This window comes from Limnomicrobium aquaticum (assembly GCF_040545545.1).
Classification (GTDB): domain Bacteria; phylum Pseudomonadota; class Alphaproteobacteria; order Rhizobiales; family Rhizobiaceae; genus Ensifer_A; species Ensifer_A aquaticum.
Map to the genome: position 1 here is coordinate 152,412 of NZ_JBEPMB010000006.1, position 17,270 is coordinate 169,681.

Here is a 17,270-nt window from a genome sequence, read left to right on the forward strand (position 1 = left end):
CCCGCCGCCCGCAATCCGGTGAAGCAAGATCGACAACAGCAAACAAGTTCGAAACCACCCGACTTGTGGCAACGCGGGCACCACCGGACACCGGGTGACAAAGCGAGCTTGCTGTCATGAACAACCCGAATTCCAATCCCTTTCTTCATGCGCCCATCGGTGCGCTTTTCGTCCGCACCGCGCTGCCGATGATCCTCGTCATGGTCGTCAACGGGCTTTTCGCCGTGGTCGATGCCTTCTTCCTCGGCGTCTATGCCGGGGCCGATGCGCTGACCGCCGTGACCCTCACCTTCCCGATCTCCATGCTGATGATCGCGCTCACCACCATGGCCGGCGCCGGCATGGCGAGCCATGTGGCGCGCGCGCTAGGGGCCGGCGAACGCGAACGCGCGCAATCGGTCTTTCTCTCGGCGCACACGCTGGCGCTCGGCTTCTGGGCGGTTCTGGCCGTGCTCTTCGCGCTTCTCGGCTGGCGGGCGATCCTGCTCGCTGCAAACCATGATGCGGGACTGGCCGAACAGGGCTGGCGCTTCATGGCGATCACCATCTATGCCGCGCCGGTCACCTTCTTCCTCTCCCTGCAGGGCGACACGCTGCGCTCGGAGGGCAAGGCGGGGCTGATGGCGATGCTGGCAGTCACCGCGACGCTGCTCAACATCCTGTTCAACTTTGTGCTGATCGGGAAGATGGGCTATGGCACGGCCGGTTCGGCGGCGGGCACGATTGTGGCGCAGGCGCTGGCGCTTGTCGTGGTGCTGGCGATCCGGCTTAGCGGCCGCCTACCGTTGACCTTCGTCGCGCCCGAAGGATTCCGCGCGACGGCCCATTGGGGCGAGATTGTAAAGCTCGGCCTGCCGCCATCGCTCTCCTTCGTCGGCATTGCGCTCGCCTCCACCGTCATCATCGGCAGCGTGCAAGCCTGGGCGGGCGGGCATTATGCCGATACGATTGCGGCCTATGGTATTGTCGTGCGCATCATGAGCTTCTGCTTCCTGCCGCTGCTCGGCCTGAATCTGGCCGCACAAAGCATTGCCGGCAACAATTTCGGTGCGGGGCTCTACGCCCGCTCCGATCGCACGGCGATTTTCGCGCTATCGGCTGCGCTCATCTATGCGGCCGTGCTGGAGGCTATTCTGGTGCTGTTTCCGGGGGCGGTCGGTCGGCTCTTCGTCGACAACCCGGCGGTCGTCGCGGAAGTGGCGCGGTTGCTGCCCTATGCGATGGCGACCTATGTCATCTATGCGCCGATGAATGTTCTGGCCGGCTACTTCCAGGCGTTGGGACAGGCCCGCATGGCGGGGCTGCTCAGCCTCACCAAGCCGTATCTGCTCACCGTGCCGCTGGTACTGGCCTTGCCCTTTGCGGTGGGTGAGACGGGCATCTGGCTTGCCTCGCCGGTCGGCGATCTGGCCTTGCTGGTGATTGCTGGGCTGGTGCTCAGAAATGCGGCTGGCAAGACAGGGGCACGGCTCGGGATTTTCCACGCGCCGGCGTGATAGCTCACTGCTGGCGCAGGAACTCCGCCAGCGCCTCGACCTCTTCATGCGAAAACACCGGCAGACCGGCGGCGGCGAACAGGGCCGCCGTTACACCCTCGCCGGCATGTTTGCTACCTGAAAACGTCCCGTCATAAATCGCCCGCGACCCACAGGAGGGGCTGCCGTCGATGAGCAGGGCCGCCACGCAACCCGTCTGGCGGGCGAGATCCAGCGCCACCTTCGCGCCATCGATATAGGCGGCGGTGACATCGGCTCCGGCGCTGTCGAGCACGCGGGCGCGGCCGGCGAGAACATCGACACCGCTCATGCCCTGCTCGATTTCGGCCGGCAGGCGCGGCGTGTCGAAACCGCCGGCGAGTTCGGGACAGATGGCGACGAGGCGACCTTCGTTTCTCCAACGGGCGACATGGGGGTGATCGAGGGTTTTGGCCTGACCGTCATAGCGGACGGGTTGGCCGTGGAGGCAGGCGCTGATGAGGATTTTCATGCCATTTCTCCTCTGTTGCGGCGGGGCGAGCCCCCTCTCTTGCGATTTCTAACACTTAGCTGAAGCTAAGGTGTTGAAATCGCTTTCTCCCCCACCAAGGGGGAGATTGGAGATCGCGGGCACGTCAGACTCCCCATCTCCCCCCTTGGTGGGGGAGAAAGCAAAATCATGATCTTAGCCAAAGGCTAAGTCATAGATTTTGCAAGAGAGGGGGTCTCGCGCACCCGCCCACATCACCCCGAAATCTTCGAGAAATCCGCAACCGTGCCCGTCGCCTCGCGGATGAGCGCCAACAGCGCGAGCCGGTTGGCGCGAACTGCCTCGTTCTCGTCATTGACCAGCACGTCGGTGAAGAAGCGGTCGACCGGGGCGCGGAGCTTGGACAGCGCTGCCATGGCGCCGCGGAAGTCCTCGCGCTTGACGGCCTCGTCGGCTTCCTGGCGGGCGAGCGCGACGGCGGCGAAGAGCGCCTTTTCGGCGTCCTGGTTGAAGAGCGCCTCGTCCACGGAAGTCGCGACCTTCGTGCCCTTCTTCTCTTCGGCGGCCAGTAGCTGCGTGGCGCGCTTGGTGCCGGCGAGCAGGTTCTTGCCGTCTTCCGAGGTGATGAAAGCCGTCAGCGCCTCGGCGCGGCGGGCCACCATCAGGAGATCGTCCGCCTCCGGCGTCAGCACGGCATCGATGATGTCATGACGCGCGCCGAGGTCGCGGAGATAGACCTTCAGGCGGTCGTGGAAGAAGGAGAGGAGGTCGGTATCCTTTGCTACAGAAAGTAGCTTCAGCCGCACACCCTTCTCCAGCAACACCCGGATCACACCCAGCGCCGCACGGCGCAGCGCATACGGATCCTTCGAGCCCGTCGGCTTCTCGTCAATCGCCCAGAAGCCGACCAGCGTGTCGAGCTTGTCGGCCAGCGCAACGGTGACGGCGACCGGGTTGGTCGGCAGCGAGTCGGAGGGCCCGAGGGGCTTGTAGTGTTCTTCGATGGCGGCTGCGACGTCGGCGTCTTCGCCCTGCAGGAGCGCATATTTGCGGCCCATGAGGCCCTGAAGTTCGGGGAATTCGCCGACGGCTTCGGTGCGCAGATCGGCTTTCGCCAGCACGACGGCGCGGTCGACCTTGGCGGGGTCGGCGCCGATGATCTTGGCGAGTTCGGCGGCCAGTGCGCGGATGCGGGTGACGCGTTCGCCCTGCGTTCCGAGCTTGGTGTGGAACGTCACGCCCAGATGGTCGAGCTTGGCCATGCGCTGGTCGAGCGGCTTCTTGAGGTCGAGGCCGAACTTGGCGGCGCTAGCCGTCAGGTCGCCGAGGTCGGGGATGTCCTTCTGGTCGCGCTTGTAGAAATGCGCGGCATCCGAAAGCCTCGCGCGGACGACCTTGCCGTTGCCATGCATGATTTCCTTGCCATCGTCCTTGGCGGCGATGTTGGAGACCAAGATGAAGCGGTTGGCCAGCCCCTCGCCACCCTGTGGACGGCAGACGAAGCATTTCTGGTTCGTCTTGATGGTGAGGCGGATGATTTCCGCGGGGATTTCGAGGAATTCTTCCTCGAACGTGCCCATCAGCACATGCGGATATTCGACAAGGCCGGAGACTTCATCCAGCAGGCCCTCATCCTCGACCAGTTCAAGCCCGGAGGCGAAGGCGAGGTTCTTGGCGTCCTGCAGGATGATTTCCTTGCGGCGCTCGGCGTCGAGCACGACCTTGGCCTTTTCGAGGCTGGCGGCATAATCGTCGAAGCGGCGGACGGTGATGGCGGCCGGCGCGTGGAAGCGGTGGCCATAGGTGACGTTGGAGGCGACAATGCCATCGACCTCGAAGGGGATGACGACCGTTTCGTCATGTTCGGGGCCGAACATGCAGACGATGGACTGCAGCGGGCGCACCCAGCGCAAGCTCCCGGGCCTGGCGGAGGCAGCGCCCGAGCGCATGGACTTGGGCCAGGGGAAATTGCGGATGATGCCGGGCATGACGTCAGCGATGATCTCTTCCGCCGCGCGGCCGGGCTTCTGGATCACGGCGACATAGAATTCGCCCTTCTTGGGGTCGGTCACCTTCTCGGCCTGATCAACGGAGTTGAGGCCGGCCGAGCGCAGGAAGCCTTCGATGGCTTGCGCGGGCGCGTCGGTGCGCGGACCCTTCTTCTCTTCGCGCGTATCGGCGGAGCGGGCCGTGAGGCCGCGAATGTCGAGCGTCAGGCGGCGCGGCGTCCAGTATTCGCGCGCACCCTCATAGGTCAGACCGGCCTCGACCAGCGCATCGGTCACGAGCTTCTTCAGGTCGCCGGCAGCTTTTCTCTGCATGCGGGCGGGGATTTCCTCGGAGCGAAGTTCAAGCAGAAGGTCCGGCATGGTCTTGGCGCACAATCTTTAACGGTTGTTTTTCAGTGCGCGGGACTTAGCAAGCCATGGCCGCCTTGTCACCTGTAAAGCGGGCGAAATCGGCATGCGATGCGCCCCATGGCGGTGCAATCACTGCCCGCGAAAAGTCGTGAATATTTCCATTTCGAACCGCAATTCCGCCAAGAGACGATTTCACATTCCGCTCGTTAGTGCTCACGAACATAGGCCGCGTCTATCGAGCGGCCGGAAGGAGATCAGATGCACACGACCAAATTTTCCCGCATGTCTGCGGTCGCTCTCATCATCGGCAGCATGGTTGCTGCGCCCGCCTTCGCCGCAGGCAATGGTAACGGCGGGGGCAATGGAGACGGTAACGGTGGCGGCAATGGCGCAGGCAATAGCGCCAGCCATTCGTCCAGCGACAATTCCGGCGGCAAGTCCGCGACGCCCGGCGGCGCGACCAACATGGACAAGTCCGCTGCGAAACATTCCGACATGGGTTCCGACAAGAGCCATGAGATGAACAAGGACAAGTCGGCGGACAAGGGCGGCGCGTCCGACCTCGGCAAGCTGAACGGCTTCCTGCATGCCTCGCCCGAAGCACTGCAGAAGGCGGCTCCGAATTCCGCCATCGGCCTCGTTACGCATGGCTATGCCGATGCGCTGAACTCCTATCTCGCCGGCGGGGCAAACGCCAAAACCGCAGCTGACGTCTATGCCGCGCTGGAAAAGGCCGCCAAAAAGCCGCTGACCGCCACGACGATTGCCGCCGTTGACGCCAAGCTTGCGAAGAACGACCCGACGCTGGCCAAGGCCATTGCCGCGCATCCGGGCGGTGCTGCCGGTCTCGCGAAGGAAATTGCCGCTGCCGGCCCCACCAAGAAGGCAACCGGGACGATGGCACCGGCTCCGAAGAAGACAGTGCAGTAAGCAGGCGTTTTGAGTGACCCCTTGCCCGCCGCTTTCAACCCCTGAAGCGGCGGGTTTTTATGCGTGTTGCGTCAAGCAGGCCCCTCACCCCGCCTCCGCTCCGCTCGGCGGACCTCTCCCCGAGGGGAGAGGAGATCCGAGAGGCTGCGGCTTCCCTCTTCTCCCCTTGGGGAGAAGATGCCGGCAGGCAGATGAGGGCGCGCGAAAAGGCGAATTTCGATACGTTGGACGTTACCAGCCGCCACCACCGCCACCGCCTCCCCCACCGCCGGAGGAGCCGCCGCCGCTGAAGCCGCCACTGGAGGAACTGGAGGGAGGAGGTGCCGGCAGCGTGGACTGTATGGTGGAGGCCATGGAGTGCGAGAAGCCGCCGACGGCACCGGCAAAGCCGCCATAATTGGAGCCGGAATACCAGCCGGGCTGATAATCGTCGATCTTGGCTGCGGCAAGCCACTTGTCGAAGGTTTCGGTCCAGGGCTTTTCGACGCCAAGCGCCACGGCATAGGGCAGAAGCTTCTCGAAATGCTGCGGCGACATCTCAGGCGCGCCGGCCATGTTCATCCGGTCCTTTTCGGCCAGCGTCAGATATTGGCGAAGGCCGTCGATGCCATCCATCATCTTCGCGCCCAGCGCTGTCGGCGCGCCCATGATGAAGAAGGCGAGGATGTTGGCGATGATGATGCCGCCGAGGCCGACGATGACGGGGAGTTCGCCATGGGACAGCAGCTCCTCGAACATCAGCGAGACGATTGAGCCGAGGGCCGTGAAGGCGACGAGGCCGATGATGCCGAGGACGATGATGTAGAAGATCTTGCGCCCCGCCGACACGCCCGGCCGGAAGCCCTTGCCCAGCACGCCGGCAAAGATGCCGAGAACGACGGCCAGAATGACAGGGACCACCAGAAGCGCGACATCGTCGGACGAAAAGCGGCCGAAGCCGACGAGCAAGACGAACGTGACGACGGAAAGAATGGCGCCGAAGATTACGTAGCCGATATTGGCGTTGTAATATTTGCCGCGGTTTTCATTTGTGATGGCGTAGACAAATGCCTCGCCCGCCGCCTGCACGGCCGTCCCGTTGGACTTGTCGAGCCGCAGCGTGCCGCCAGCAGACACAACACGCGCCATGATGGCGCCCTCGCCCGGCGGCAGCTTGGCCGCACCGCCGCTTTTCGTGTCGGTCAGGATGATCGAGGTCTTCAGGTCTTCCAGCTTCAGCCGTCCGGCCACGGCGAGATTGAGCGCAGCCGCCGAGAAGGCTTTCCAGCCGCCATCGCCGAAGCCCTTGTTGTCGATGTAGTTCACCAGAGCCGGCGAAATGCCATCCGGCGCGTCCCAGCGGGGCACAATAATGCCGCGCGGCGGGTCGCGGCCGACTTTCAGCCACGACCAGCCATACCAGCCCCAGACGAGCGCAAGTCCCACGAGCGCGATGAAGGCGTTGCGATGATCCTTCAGCCACCACAAGCGTTCCTGAGCGGCGGAGGGCGCGTCAATCGCGCCCTTCGGCAGTGTGATCCAGGCGGTCATGCCGTCATTTGAATCGAGCGCGCGCGTCGCCTGCACATTGACAGCAGCGCCGCTCATGCGGATCGTGCCGTTGCTGCCGGTCGCGCCAGCCGGGCCGGTATAGACCTGGAGGCTCGTGGGCTTCACGCCATCGGGCAGGTGGATATCCGCGTTCGCCTGCAGGATCGGGAACTTCCAGAAATTGCCGGTGACGTTCCAGGCGAAGAGGTCGGCATCCGGGCCGTAGCGCACCTGCCGGTTCGTTTCGTAGACGAATTCGTAGAGGTGGCGGCCGGAGCTGACATAGGTGTCCTTGTCGCCGGCATAGATGCGGATGCCGTTGTCGATATATTCCGTCGAATGCGGCTCGTCGCGCCCGTCGCGGCGTACGGCCTTCAGGGAAAAATCCACCTCGCCGATTGAGCCATCCGGCTTGCGGAAGGTCAGCGGGAAATCGCGGAAGATGCCGTGGCGAATGTCACGGCCTTCGGCATTGACTTCGATCTGTTCAGTCACGGTGACGACGCCGCTTCTGTCGAGCGTCACGTCGGCGTGGAAATTGCGGATGACTTCGGCGGCCGTGGCGGGGAGAGCGGCGAGGAAGAGAAGGAGAAATCCGGCAAGGATTGAGAGTGGAGCAAAAGACTCCCTCTGGCCTGCCGGCCATCTCCCCCACAAGGGGGGAGACGACCCGTGGCGAGCGTCTCGCGTTTCGCTGCCCTCTCGCGATGCGGAGGGAATATCCCACGGCCTATAAATATACCACGGCCTTAGTGCCAGAGGGCGCCGCAATCCGTCTCCCCCCTTGTGGGGGAGATGGCGGCAGCCAGAGGGGGAACCAAGACCGCCGACAGAATAAAGGGGGTCTTCTTTGAGCTTGTGCATACCATTCCCCCTTTTGAAAGATTACCCCGGCTTGCGCTCGAAATTCACACCCAGCGAGCCGAGCGCATCCCAGTAATTCGGATAGGTCTTGGCCACACAGGATGGGTTTTCGATGGCGATGCCGGACGTCTTCAGGCCCGCCAGCGCGAAGCTCATGGCGATGCGGTGATCGGCGAAAGTGTCGATGAGCGCCGAAACCGTCATACCAGCCAGCGCCGGGTCGCCGGTGACGATCAGGTCGTCGCCCTCCTCGCGGGCAAGGCCCGGACGGATATTGTTGAGGCCGAGCGAGAGAGCGCGAATGCGGTCGCATTCCTTGACGCGCAGGTTCTCGATGCCGGTGAAGCGCACGGGCGTTTCGTTGTACGCTGCGAGCACGGCGAGCGTCGGGATAGCGTCCTGCATCTGGCTTCCATCGATCTCGGCCGGCATATGCGGGAAGGCGGCGATCATGTCGTAGGAACGCGCGTCGGGCTGGGAAAATTCGGTCGCGGCGACGCCGAGATCGATCTTCCCCTTGGTCAGCACTTCCGCGCCCCAGAGATAGGTGGCGGCGGAGGCGTCGGGCTCGATGAGATAGTCGGCGGCGCTATAACCTGTCGGGGCGATGACCCAGCGGGCATTGCCTTCCTCGCGGACTTCCGCGCCGAAGGCCGTCATGCAGGCCGTCGTCAGCGTGATATAGCCGCGCGCGCCGATGGCCGAACCGGCAAGCTCGACCGTAAACGGCTCGCGCCCGCAGGCGGCAGCCATGAGCAGCGCCGAGACATACTGCGAGGAGAGTCCCGCATCGATGACCACGCGATTGGCGGTGAAGCCGCCCTTGGCGTTCACCGTCACCGGCGGGCAACCCGTCGGGGCTTCGATCTCGACGCCCAGCGAGGCCAGCGAAGAGACCAGCGGGGCGATGGGGCGCTTGCGCATATGCTCGTCGCCATCGACCACGAAGCGGCCGTTGAACATGGCAACGGCCGCTGTCAGAAAGCGGGTCGCCGTGCCGGCATTGCCCAAGAAGAGCGGCTTTTCCGGCGGATTGAATGTGCCGGAGCTTGTCACGACGAAGGTCGTGGCGTCGGGTTCCTCGACCGTCACACCCATCGCACGGAGCGCTTGCGCCATATAGAGCGTGTCGTCGCTTTTCAGCGCGCCGGTCAGCCGGCTTGTGCCCCTGGCGAGGCCGGCAAGCAGCAGGGCGCGGTTAGTGATCGACTTGGAGCCGGGCGGCATCACGCGGCCGGTCAGCGCATGGGCCGGCGGGATGACGGTGAGCGTATCTTTGTTCATGTCTTATCGGTCTCGGCGGAAGAAATCTCACCCGCCCTTTATCAGAACTTGACCTGGGGAACAGCCCTGTCGGCCTCGTTGGTGATTTCGAAATAGGCCATCTTGACGAAACCGAAGGCCTTGGCGACGAAGTTGGATGGTACGCTCTCGACCTTGACGTTCAACTCGCGGGCAGCACCGTTATAGTAGCGGCGCGCCATCTGCACTTCGCCCTCGATGGTTTCGAGCGACTTCTGCAATTCGATGAAGTTCTGGTTGGCCTTCAGGTCCGGATAGGCTTCGGCCAGCGCAATCACCTTGCCCAAAGCCTGGGACAGCATGCCTTCAGCGACACCGCGACCGGCGACATCGCCCTGCGGCACGGCCTGCGCCTTGTTGCGCAGCTCGACCACCTCTTCCAGCGTTGTCTTCTCGTGGCTGGCATAACCCTTCACCGTCTCGATGAGGTTCGGGATGAGATCGGCGCGGCGCTTCAGCTGGACGTCGATGCCGGACCAGGCTTCCTCCGCCATCTGGCGCGAGCGCACGAGGCCGTTATAGACGATGACGGCATAGGCCGCGATCGCGACGATAATGATCAATGCATACATGGGTTTCCCTCTCCCCGACTGTTGCGGGGAGATTAGCCGCGTGGAAGCGCAAAGTCATCCGGGATTTTGGGGGAGAGTAAACGGCTGAACGCGCCATCCTCTGTTACCCAGGAAGCAGCGGTGCGAGGCCAAACGCAGCAAGATCGTCCTCATAAACACGATTTCGGGGGAACGATCATGACAACCACAATCAGGCTCTGCACAGCCCTTCCGCTCCTCGTTCTCTTCATCGACTATGCTGTCGCGATGCAGAAGGTAGAACCGGCCGGCACGCGCCGGTGCCTGCGTACGATCGCCAAGCAGACGGATGCCGGGACCTATCCAACGCTGAAGCCGGTTTGGGAGATGGGGGTGAAGTGGGGCGAGAGGGTTTAGGCCGTTTCCAGATCGGTCTGCTTGAATTCATTTGCCGTGGCGAGGATGGGAACACGGTAATGTTTGGCGCAAGCGTAGTGTAGACAGTCGCCCAGGTTCAACCCGTAGCGTCCACTGCGATATCGATCGGCTGCCGAAAGTGCCAGTTTCGCCGCCTCAAGAGCAGGCGGCATATCCTTGATTTCAATTCCCCTTTCCGACAGAAAATCGAACACCAGGGCTTCAACAGTCGAAACTGGCAAATTGAATTTGTCGGGCCTTGCAAGCGCAAGCGCGACCTCAAGGACCGCGACGGCTGATGTAAAAGGCGAACGCGCATCCGCGAGCACGTCCGAAATCCGCTCTGACTCCGGCTCATCGGACAAAACCGCGATGATCGCGCAGGCGTCCACGAACATCAGTCGCTCCACAGGCTGTCAAAGGCTTCACGGGGAAGTGGCTGTCTGGCGCGCTCGGTCAAGGTGATGCCGTATTGCTTGCGAAGGCGTTCGGCGGTCTGCGAGGGTGCCTCGTCAGCGTTGCGGCGCGCGATCGCCTCTTTCATCGCAATCACGATTGCGTCGGTGATACTCACACCCTCTAGTTGCGCGAACTTTCGCGTCAGTTGATCGGCCTCTGGATTGTTCACATTGATCGCCATGATGCACCATGTAGATTGCTTCACGGCAAATGTAGATCATATGGCCAATTTTTCCAAGCGTGGTCTGGTGGCTGCTTACGCCACATCCTTCCAGTTCACGCCGCCGGCATCCGTCAGCAGGAACGCCTCGCCGCAGGCCTTGGCGAGCGTGCGGACGCGCAGGATGTAAGACTGGCGCTCCGTCACCGAGATCACGCCGCGGGCGTCGAGCAGGTTGAAGACGTGGGAGGCCTTGATGCACTGGTCATAGGCCGGGAAGACGCATTTGTGGAGGCGGAGATTGTCGTTGTCACCCGGCGCGCCGGCGGCCAGAAGCGCCTGGCATTCCTTCTCGGCGTCGATGAAATGCCGGTGCAGCATTTCGGTGTCGGCGAATTCGAAATTGTGGCGGGAATATTCCTGCTCGGCCTGCAGGAAGACATCGCCGTAGCTGATCTTCTCGTCGCCTTCGCGGCCGTTGAAGTTCAGGTCATAGACATTGTCGACGCCCTGCACATACATGGCGAGGCGCTCAAGCCCGTAGGTCAGTTCGCCGGCGACGGGCGAACATTCGATGCCGCAGACCTGCTGAAAGTAAGTGAACTGCGAGACTTCCATGCCGTCGCACCAGCATTCCCAGCCGAGGCCCCAGGCGCCGAGCGTCGGGCTTTCCCAATCGTCCTCGACGAAGCGGATATCATGGACCAGCGGGTCTAGGCCGATGGCTTCGAGCGAACCGAGATAGAGTTCCTGCAGGTTCGACGGGTTCGGCTTCAGGATGACCTGATACTGGTAATAGTGCTGCAGCCGGTTGGGGTTTTCGCCGTAGCGGCCGTCGGAGGGGCGGCGCGAGGGCTGGACATAGGCAGCCTTCCAGGGCTTGGGGCCCAGCGCGCGCAAGGTCGTTGCCGGATGGAACGTGCCGGCGCCCACTTCCATGTCGTAAGGCTGGAGAACGGCGCAACCCTTGTCGGCCCAGTAATTGTGCAGCGTCAGGATCAGCGCCTGGAAGGAGCGCTTGGGGTCCATGTGGGGAGCGAGGGTCGTGGTCATGTTGTCAGCCATAAGCCTTGGGAAATCGAGCCTGTCGTTTGGCATATTATCGCCGACAGGGTCAAGCATGTGGGCACGTGCGCCTCTGGAACGAGCGCCGAATAAAAGCCGCGTTGCATCCGTCCCCCGCTACGTTACACTTGGCCCCACGACCTCTGGAGACCGATATGCGCCGCTTTCTGCTTGCTCTTCCCTTCGCCGCCCTCCCCTTCGCTCCTGTCTACGCGGCGAGTGACGCCAAGCCGGCGGAAGAACTGACCTGCAGCAACATTGTGAAGGCGGGCGATACGGCCAAGACGATTGCGGCACGCTACAAGGGCGAAACGGCAATCGAGGAAACGACCGGCGCGGAAGGCGCGACGGCGAAGGCTTTGGCAATTTTCCCGAAGGACCCGACGCGCAAGCTTTTCGTGTCCTTCTTCGATGATGAGATGACCAAACTCTCGGCCATCGGCCCCGCGCAGGGCGCGACGCACTGGACGATTGCAGGCCTCAAACTCGGCTTATCGCTGGCCGACGTCATCAAGGCCAATGGCGGCAAATTCGAGATCAGCGGTTTCGATTGGGACTATGGCGGCTATGTCACTGACCTCAAGGGCGGCAAGCTTTCCTCCCTCGACGGCGGCTGCGTGGTGACGATCCGCTTCAATCCGCCGGAGGGCAAGGAAGTTCCGTCTGCACTTTCCGGCGAGAAGAGTATTGCGTCGAGCGATGCCAAGCTCGCCAAGCTGAACCCGCATGTGAGCGACATCCAGCTCGGCTGGGCCGGTGAGGATGGTGGCAACGGTTCGGGCGACTGAGGCAAAAACGCCGCGCAGTCCGCCAAAATCGATTAAGCCTCCGTCATGTTAAGGGCGCCGTACCAATTCGGCGCGAAACGTTCTTGCGGATTTTCAAGAGCGGAGCATAGTTCGGGCTCAAACGGGCGGAAAGCCCGACAGTGAATACTCCCGAAGGAAACATCCGTTGAGCGCCGTCACAGAGAACGCGACGCCGTCGCAAGCGTCGAACGCATCTTCGCCCGCCGGCATGGCCAAGGCTGCAACCGGCCCCGCCATGGCGATCCTCATCATGATCAGCGTGTCGCACATGCTGAACGACCTGATGCAGTCGGTCGTCCCGTCGGTCTATCCGATCCTGAAAGAAAAGTTCCAGCTGTCTTATGCGGATGTAGGCCTGCTGACCTTCACCTGGCAGCTCACGGCCTCCATTCTGCAGCCGGGTGTCGGTTTCTATACCGACAAGCATCCGAAGCCGTTCAGCCTGACCTTCGGCATGGGTTGCACACTGGTCGGCCTGCTCCTGATGGCTTATGCGACATCCTATCACCATCTGCTGATCGGTGTGGCCGCCATCGGCGTCGGCTCCTCGGTTTTCCATCCGGAATCTTCGCGCGTCGCGCGCATGGCGTCCGGCGGGCGGCACGGGTTTGCGCAGTCGCTGTTCCAGGTCGGCGGCAATTTCGGGTCGGCGATCGGGCCACTGCTCGCCATGCTTCTGGTCGTTCCCTACGGCCAGCATGCCATCAGCTATTTCGGCATTTTCGCGCTCGCCGGCATGGCGATCCTGACGCGTGTCGGCTTCTGGTATCGCGAGGAGCGCCGTTCGGCCAAGGGCAAGGCCGCCGTAGCACATGAATCACCCGTCAGCCGCAGCGTGCTGATCCGCTCCATCATCATTCTCTGCGCGCTGATCTTCTCGAAGTTCCTCTACATGGCGAGCCTGTCGAGCTACTACATTTTCTACACGATGCAGACGTTCAAGATTTCGACGTCGACCGCCCAGCTGCTGCTCTTCATCTATCTCGGCGCTGTCGCTGCCGGCACGATCGCCGGCGGGCCGATCGGCGACAAGATCGGGCGGCGGCGCGTCATCTGGTTCTCGATCCTCGGCGTTCTGCCCTTCACGCTGGCGCTACCGTTTGCGAACCTCACCTGGACCGTCATCCTGACGATCCCCATCGGCTTCATTCTGGCCTCCGCGTTCCCGGCCATCGTCGTCTATGCGCAGGAACTCGTTCCCGGCAAGCCGGGCACGATTGCAGGCCTGTTCTTCGGATTTGCCTTCGGCATGGGCGGGATTGGGGCAGCACTGCTCGGCGTGCTGGCCGACCATACGTCGATCGGCTTCGTCTATCAGGTCTGCTCGATCTTGCCGGCGATCGGCCTGCTGGCGATCTTCCTGCCGGATGTGCGGCACAAATCCACCTGATCAGGGCCGCCTGATCAGGTATCGTCCTTCTTGAGGCGATATTCCCCTGTCACGGGATCCTTCACCAGGGTCCCGTGAGCGCCGTTCTCGACTTCGCGGCGGCGCGCGTTGGCGTTCTCAGTGGCCTTGCGGGCGTCGGCAACAAAACGCCTGAAGAAAATGTAAACGCCTGCTGCAACGATCAGCAGGAAGAGCGCCTGGGGCATCTTGTCCTCGAAAAGTGAACCATCTTTGTCTCGACGCAATTCCAGACGGAAAACCGGTTTCCACTTTTCCTGGAATTGCTAAAGCGGGCTCAAAGCCCGAACCGGCTCCATAATGCCTTGTCTTCCGCCGTCTGCGCAAGGGCGGCAATCGCGCCCTCTCCCGCCGAAGCGCCGATGTCGCTGCCCACACTGACGCCCGGCATGCGGCGCCCGAAGAACGAGCGCTGGCCGGAGACCAGTTCCAGCTTGACCTTTTCGCCGAAGTCGCGGCGCAGAACCTCGCGGGCATGGCCGAGACCGTCGATGAGGCCGAGTTCCTTCGCCCGGATGCCCGTCCAGAACAGGCCGGAGAATATCGTCGGATCGTCTGCCAGCTTGGCTCCGCGGCGCTGCTTCACCATGTCGATGAAGACCTTGTGAATCTCCAGCTGCAGCGTCTTCAGATATTCGATGTCGCCTTCCTTTTCCGGCTGGAAGGGATCGAGGATCGCCTTGTTCTCGCCGGCGGTATAGACGCGGCGTTCGACGCCGATCTTCTTGAGCAGCTCCGGAAAACCGAAGCCGCCGGATACGACGCCGATGGAGCCGACGATGGAGGTTTCGTCTGCAATGATGACGTCGCCGGCCAGCGCGATCATGTAGCCGCCGGAAGCAGCGACATCCTCGGCGAAAACATAGACCTTCTTGTTATGCTCGGCTGCGAGATCGCGGATGCGGCGATAGATGAGCCGGGACTGTACAGGCGAACCGCCGGGCGAATTGATCTGGATGGCAACGGCGGAAGACTTCTTCGAGGCGAAGGCCTTTTCAAGCGCGGGGGCAACACTCGCCAGATTGAGCGCCGGGCGGAACTGGCTGCCGCCGCTCATGATCGTCCCCTGCAACCGAACCACCGGAATGACCGTTTCCTCCTTGCGGAAGCGGGCGGGGAGATAGCGGCGGAACAGGTCTTTCATTGAGGTGCCTTTGATTGCGGTGTCGTGCCGAAGATGTAGGGATCAGCGGCAAAAACGCAATGGAATGCCGCTAAAATCGCGCGCGCATCATACCGGACGACGCTTGCGTCCCATGCGGGCATAGGCGGCGCGGCCGTTGTTCAGATCATCGACGAAGCGCGCGAAGCGATGCGTTCCCTCGTCATGCATGACGAAGGGGGCTCTGAAGACAAGGCGGGCGCGCGAACCCTTGACCGCAGAAACGAGCAATCGGATCGCAGGCTCGCCCTCGCGCGGATGGATCAGCGTGACTTCCAGCCCGCCAAAGCGCTGCCCGCACGCAGCAATGATGTCCGCAATCGATTCCGGCCGTGCAATCAGCGACAGTTCGCCGCCGGGCTTGAGGATGGCGCCGGCGGTCCTGATCCAGCTTTCGAAGAGGCCCTCGGTCATCGCATGTGCATCGGCCTTCAAGGCATCGGGCGTACAGCGGTCGGCGGCAGCGTTGAAGGGCGGGTTCATGATGACGTGATCATAAACCTCGTCTTCCAGCCCCGCGGCCACCCGCGCCTTGCCTTTCAGCGTGACGTCCGCCTCGATGATTCTGACGTGCGAGGCCAGATGGTTATTCTCCGAGAGAGCCAGAGATTTGTACGCGAAAGCCACCATTTCCGGCGAGCGTTCGATGAGGGTCACATCAGCCTGGAGAAGACGCGATGCTACGGCAAGACCAGCAGCGCCGGCTCCTGCGCCCAGATCAGCAACCTTCAGGCTCCCCTCATCCGCGACCATGGCAGCAAGAAGCATCGCATCCATGCCCGAGCGATGGCCGCCTGTGGCCGGCTGCACCACATGGAACTTTCCGAAATGAAAGGCATCGACGGTTTCGACGGTCACGTCGGCTTCCTGTCCCTCAGTTCGGCACCAAGACCGGCATCCGTGACGATGGCGCGGGCCTCGTCTATGCGGTCACTGTCCACCAGTACGCGTCGGGGAATCGCACCGATCGACCCGTCGAGAATGCTCATCGTCTGGTCGGCAACCATGCAGATGATGCCTGCATCGCGCATCAGACTCTCCAGAAACGAGATCAGAACCGGATCATTGGTCCGCACGAGCTCTTCCACGATGTCCATTCTCCCTAAAAACTGCTAGGCGAGGCAAATCGCCTCTTGCCGCGCCTTCGGCCCCTTCGCTATTGTCGAGTGACATAATAGCAGGAGTGCTTTCGTTGGGCGTCGTCATACCGCTTGAAGAAAACAAAAACAAACAGGCATCGGTCAAGCCGCTCGTGGACTTGACCAAGAGCGGCATGCAACGCGTCAACCAGCTGATCCTGTCAAAGGCCGGCTCGGACGTCGAGATGATTCCGGAAGTGGCCAACCATCTTATTTCCTCCGGCGGCAAGCGGCTGCGTCCCATGCTGACGCTCGCGGCTGCGGAGCTCTGTGGCTATGTCGGCGAGAACCACATCCGGCTCGCGGCTGCCGTGGAATTCATGCACACCGCCACGCTGCTGCACGACGATGTGGTGGACGAGAGCGCCATGCGGCGCGGCAAGTCGACCGCGCGGATGATCTGGGGCAACCAGGCGAGCGTTCTCGTGGGCGACTTCCTGCTCGGTCAGGCCTTCAAGATGATGGTGGAAGCCGGCTCCATGGATGCGCTCGACGTTCTGGCGACCGCCGCGACCGTGATTGCCGAAGGCGAGGTCATGCAGCTTTCGGCTGCCAAGAACATGGAGACGACGGAAGACGACTATCTCGCCGTCATCCGCGCCAAGACGGCGGCACTCTTTGCAGCCGCCGCCGAAGTCGGCCCGATCGTTGCCGGCGAAAGCAAGGCCGTGCGCAATGCGCTGAAATCCTACGGCATGAATCTCGGCCTCGCCTTCCAGCTGGTCGACGACGTGCTGGACTATGGCGGCACCACCGCCGAGCTTGGCAAGAACACGGGCGACGACTTCCGCGAAGGCAAGATCACGCTTCCGGTGATCCTTGCATACCGGCGGGGTTCGGCGGAGGAACGCGCCTTCTGGAAGCGTGCGATCGAGGAAGGCCAGTCAAGCGACGAGAACCTGGCGATCGCTCTTGGCCTCATCAAGAAATATGGCAGCCTTGCCGACACGATCACCCGCGCCCGCCACTACGGCACCATAGCCCGCGATGCGCTGGCTCCGCTGCCGGATACGCCGCTGAAGGATGCGCTGCTGGAAGTCATCGACTTCTGTATCGAGCGGGTCAGCTGAGGCGACTAGGCCGTCATGACGTCCGCAAGTCAGGCGCGGGCGGACGGGCGGATGGAATTTGTTGCGGCACTGCTTCAAAAAAGCCATGCTCGGTCCGAAT

General features: G+C 62.5%; 18 protein-coding genes. 6 read left to right on the forward strand and 12 right to left on the reverse strand.

Annotated features, from left to right (window positions below):
• The first annotated feature begins 116 nt into the window (after positions 1-116).
• Positions 117-1,496: an MATE family efflux transporter gene (locus ABID16_RS17605; protein WP_354557671.1), complete on the forward strand. Its 1,380-nt coding sequence runs from the start codon at positions 117-119 to the stop codon at positions 1,494-1,496.
• A 4-nt stretch (positions 1,497-1,500) separates the two neighbouring features.
• Here the strand turns inward: ABID16_RS17605 and ABID16_RS17610 are convergent, their stop codons facing one another.
• Both ABID16_RS17610 and glyS read right to left on the reverse strand, forming a co-directional pair.
• Positions 1,501-1,986 carry a 2-thiouracil desulfurase family protein gene (locus ABID16_RS17610; protein WP_354557672.1) on the reverse strand — a complete coding sequence of 162 codons (486 nt, stop codon included), beginning with the start codon at positions 1,984-1,986 and terminating at the stop codon, positions 1,501-1,503.
• A gap of 233 nt (positions 1,987-2,219) precedes the next feature.
• Positions 2,220-4,334 (reverse strand): glycine--tRNA ligase subunit beta, encoded by a 2,115-nt coding sequence (glyS, locus tag ABID16_RS17615; RefSeq protein ID WP_354557673.1) that lies wholly within the window; start codon positions 4,332-4,334, stop codon positions 2,220-2,222.
• Between the two features lie 249 nt (positions 4,335-4,583).
• Between glyS and ABID16_RS17620 the strand changes: the two genes are divergently transcribed.
• Positions 4,584-5,255 (forward strand): hypothetical protein, encoded by a 672-nt coding sequence (locus tag ABID16_RS17620; protein WP_354557674.1) that lies wholly within the window; start codon positions 4,584-4,586, stop codon positions 5,253-5,255.
• Positions 5,256-5,486: 231 nt separating this feature from the next.
• On the opposite strand, the gene ABID16_RS17625 is transcribed toward ABID16_RS17620, so the two are convergent.
• The 3 genes from ABID16_RS17625 to ABID16_RS17635 form a co-directional block, all read right to left on the reverse strand.
• Positions 5,487-7,391 (reverse strand): DUF2207 domain-containing protein, encoded by a 1,905-nt coding sequence (locus ABID16_RS17625; RefSeq protein ID WP_354557766.1) that lies wholly within the window; start codon positions 7,389-7,391, stop codon positions 5,487-5,489.
• A gap of 279 nt (positions 7,392-7,670) precedes the next feature.
• On the reverse strand, positions 7,671-8,933 hold the full coding sequence (locus ABID16_RS17630) for a 3-phosphoshikimate 1-carboxyvinyltransferase (RefSeq protein WP_354557675.1): 1,263 nt from the start codon (positions 8,931-8,933) through the stop codon (positions 7,671-7,673).
• Between the two features lie 41 nt (positions 8,934-8,974).
• Positions 8,975-9,523: a LemA family protein gene (locus ABID16_RS17635; protein ID WP_354557677.1), complete on the reverse strand. Its 549-nt coding sequence runs from the start codon at positions 9,521-9,523 to the stop codon at positions 8,975-8,977.
• Positions 9,524-9,700: 177 nt separating this feature from the next.
• Between ABID16_RS17635 and ABID16_RS17640 the strand changes: the two genes are divergently transcribed.
• Positions 9,701-9,898, forward strand: a complete 198-nt coding sequence (locus ABID16_RS17640; RefSeq protein ID WP_354557678.1) for a hypothetical protein — start codon at positions 9,701-9,703, stop codon at positions 9,896-9,898.
• Here ABID16_RS17640 and ABID16_RS17645 read toward each other — a convergent pair.
• The 3 genes from ABID16_RS17645 to ABID16_RS17655 form a co-directional block, all read right to left on the reverse strand.
• Positions 9,895-10,296 (reverse strand): type II toxin-antitoxin system VapC family toxin, encoded by a 402-nt coding sequence (locus tag ABID16_RS17645; RefSeq protein ID WP_354557679.1) that lies wholly within the window; start codon positions 10,294-10,296, stop codon positions 9,895-9,897. The genes ABID16_RS17640 and ABID16_RS17645 overlap by 4 nt on opposite strands.
• On the reverse strand, positions 10,296-10,538 hold the full coding sequence (locus tag ABID16_RS17650) for a type II toxin-antitoxin system VapB family antitoxin (RefSeq protein ID WP_354557680.1): 243 nt from the start codon (positions 10,536-10,538) through the stop codon (positions 10,296-10,298). The genes ABID16_RS17645 and ABID16_RS17650 overlap by 1 nt, the downstream gene beginning before the upstream one ends.
• Positions 10,539-10,613: 75 nt before the next feature.
• Positions 10,614-11,546, reverse strand: a complete 933-nt coding sequence (locus tag ABID16_RS17655) for a glycine--tRNA ligase subunit alpha (protein ID WP_354557767.1) — start codon at positions 11,544-11,546, stop codon at positions 10,614-10,616.
• A gap of 191 nt (positions 11,547-11,737) precedes the next feature.
• Here ABID16_RS17655 and ABID16_RS17660 point away from each other — a divergent pair, with 191 nt between their 5' ends.
• Positions 11,738-12,370, forward strand: a complete 633-nt coding sequence (locus ABID16_RS17660; protein ID WP_354557681.1) for a hypothetical protein — start codon at positions 11,738-11,740, stop codon at positions 12,368-12,370.
• 229 nt (positions 12,371-12,599) lie between these two features.
• Positions 12,600-13,781 (forward strand): MFS transporter, encoded by a 1,182-nt coding sequence (locus ABID16_RS17665; protein ID WP_354557768.1) that lies wholly within the window; start codon positions 12,600-12,602, stop codon positions 13,779-13,781.
• Between the two features lie 14 nt (positions 13,782-13,795).
• Here ABID16_RS17665 and ABID16_RS17670 read toward each other — a convergent pair whose 3' ends face one another.
• The 4 genes from ABID16_RS17670 to ABID16_RS17685 form a co-directional block, all read right to left on the reverse strand.
• The gene (locus ABID16_RS17670) at positions 13,796-13,987 is read right to left on the reverse strand and encodes a hypothetical protein (RefSeq protein WP_112628648.1); all 192 of its coding nucleotides are present in this window, start codon (positions 13,985-13,987) and stop codon (positions 13,796-13,798) included.
• 89 nt (positions 13,988-14,076) lie between these two features.
• Entirely contained in the window at positions 14,077-14,943 is an 867-nt protein-coding gene (locus ABID16_RS17675; protein ID WP_354557682.1) for a S49 family peptidase, read from the reverse strand.
• A gap of 87 nt (positions 14,944-15,030) precedes the next feature.
• Positions 15,031-15,819: a tRNA1(Val) (adenine(37)-N6)-methyltransferase gene (locus ABID16_RS17680; RefSeq protein WP_354557683.1), complete on the reverse strand. Its 789-nt coding sequence runs from the start codon at positions 15,817-15,819 to the stop codon at positions 15,031-15,033.
• A complete protein-coding gene (locus tag ABID16_RS17685; protein ID WP_354557684.1) occupies positions 15,816-16,049 on the reverse strand; it encodes a putative signal transducing protein in 234 nt (77 codons plus the stop codon). Before ABID16_RS17685 ends, ABID16_RS17680 begins: the two co-directional genes overlap by 4 nt.
• A 104-nt stretch (positions 16,050-16,153) precedes the next feature.
• Here ABID16_RS17685 and ABID16_RS17690 point away from each other — a divergent pair, with 104 nt between their 5' ends.
• Complete coding sequence (locus tag ABID16_RS17690) at positions 16,154-17,170, forward strand: polyprenyl synthetase family protein (RefSeq protein ID WP_354557685.1); 1,017 nt, start codon at positions 16,154-16,156, stop codon at positions 17,168-17,170.
• The last annotated feature ends 100 nt before the right edge of the window (positions 17,171-17,270 follow it).

What these genes read in the sequence shown, in the direction of transcription:
- ABID16_RS17650 (WP_354557680.1), bottom strand. Translation starts at nt 10,538, where the DNA reads ATGGCGATCAATGTGAACAATCCAGAGGCCGATCAACTGACGCGAAAG.
- ABID16_RS17610 (WP_354557672.1), bottom strand. Translation starts at nt 1,986, where the DNA reads ATGAAAATCCTCATCAGCGCCTGCCTCCACGGCCAACCCGTCCGCTAT.
- glyS (WP_354557673.1), bottom strand. Translation starts at nt 4,334, where the DNA reads ATGCCGGACCTTCTGCTTGAACTTCGCTCCGAGGAAATCCCCGCCCGC.
- ABID16_RS17655 (WP_354557767.1), bottom strand. Translation starts at nt 11,546, where the DNA reads ATGGACCCCAAGCGCTCCTTCCAGGCGCTGATCCTGACGCTGCACAAT.
- ABID16_RS17675 (WP_354557682.1), bottom strand. Translation starts at nt 14,943, where the DNA reads ATGAAAGACCTGTTCCGCCGCTATCTCCCCGCCCGCTTCCGCAAGGAG.
- ABID16_RS17635 (WP_354557677.1), bottom strand. Translation starts at nt 9,523, where the DNA reads ATGTATGCATTGATCATTATCGTCGCGATCGCGGCCTATGCCGTCATC.
- ABID16_RS17665 (WP_354557768.1), top strand. Translation starts at nt 12,600, where the DNA reads ATGGCCAAGGCTGCAACCGGCCCCGCCATGGCGATCCTCATCATGATC.
- ABID16_RS17640 (WP_354557678.1), top strand. Translation starts at nt 9,701, where the DNA reads ATGACAACCACAATCAGGCTCTGCACAGCCCTTCCGCTCCTCGTTCTC.
- ABID16_RS17605 (WP_354557671.1), top strand. Translation starts at nt 117, where the DNA reads ATGAACAACCCGAATTCCAATCCCTTTCTTCATGCGCCCATCGGTGCG.
- ABID16_RS17620 (WP_354557674.1), top strand. Translation starts at nt 4,584, where the DNA reads ATGCACACGACCAAATTTTCCCGCATGTCTGCGGTCGCTCTCATCATC.
- ABID16_RS17645 (WP_354557679.1), bottom strand. Translation starts at nt 10,296, where the DNA reads ATGTTCGTGGACGCCTGCGCGATCATCGCGGTTTTGTCCGATGAGCCG.
- ABID16_RS17660 (WP_354557681.1), top strand. Translation starts at nt 11,738, where the DNA reads ATGCGCCGCTTTCTGCTTGCTCTTCCCTTCGCCGCCCTCCCCTTCGCT.
- ABID16_RS17670 (WP_112628648.1), bottom strand. Translation starts at nt 13,987, where the DNA reads ATGCCCCAGGCGCTCTTCCTGCTGATCGTTGCAGCAGGCGTTTACATT.
- ABID16_RS17630 (WP_354557675.1), bottom strand. Translation starts at nt 8,933, where the DNA reads ATGAACAAAGATACGCTCACCGTCATCCCGCCGGCCCATGCGCTGACC.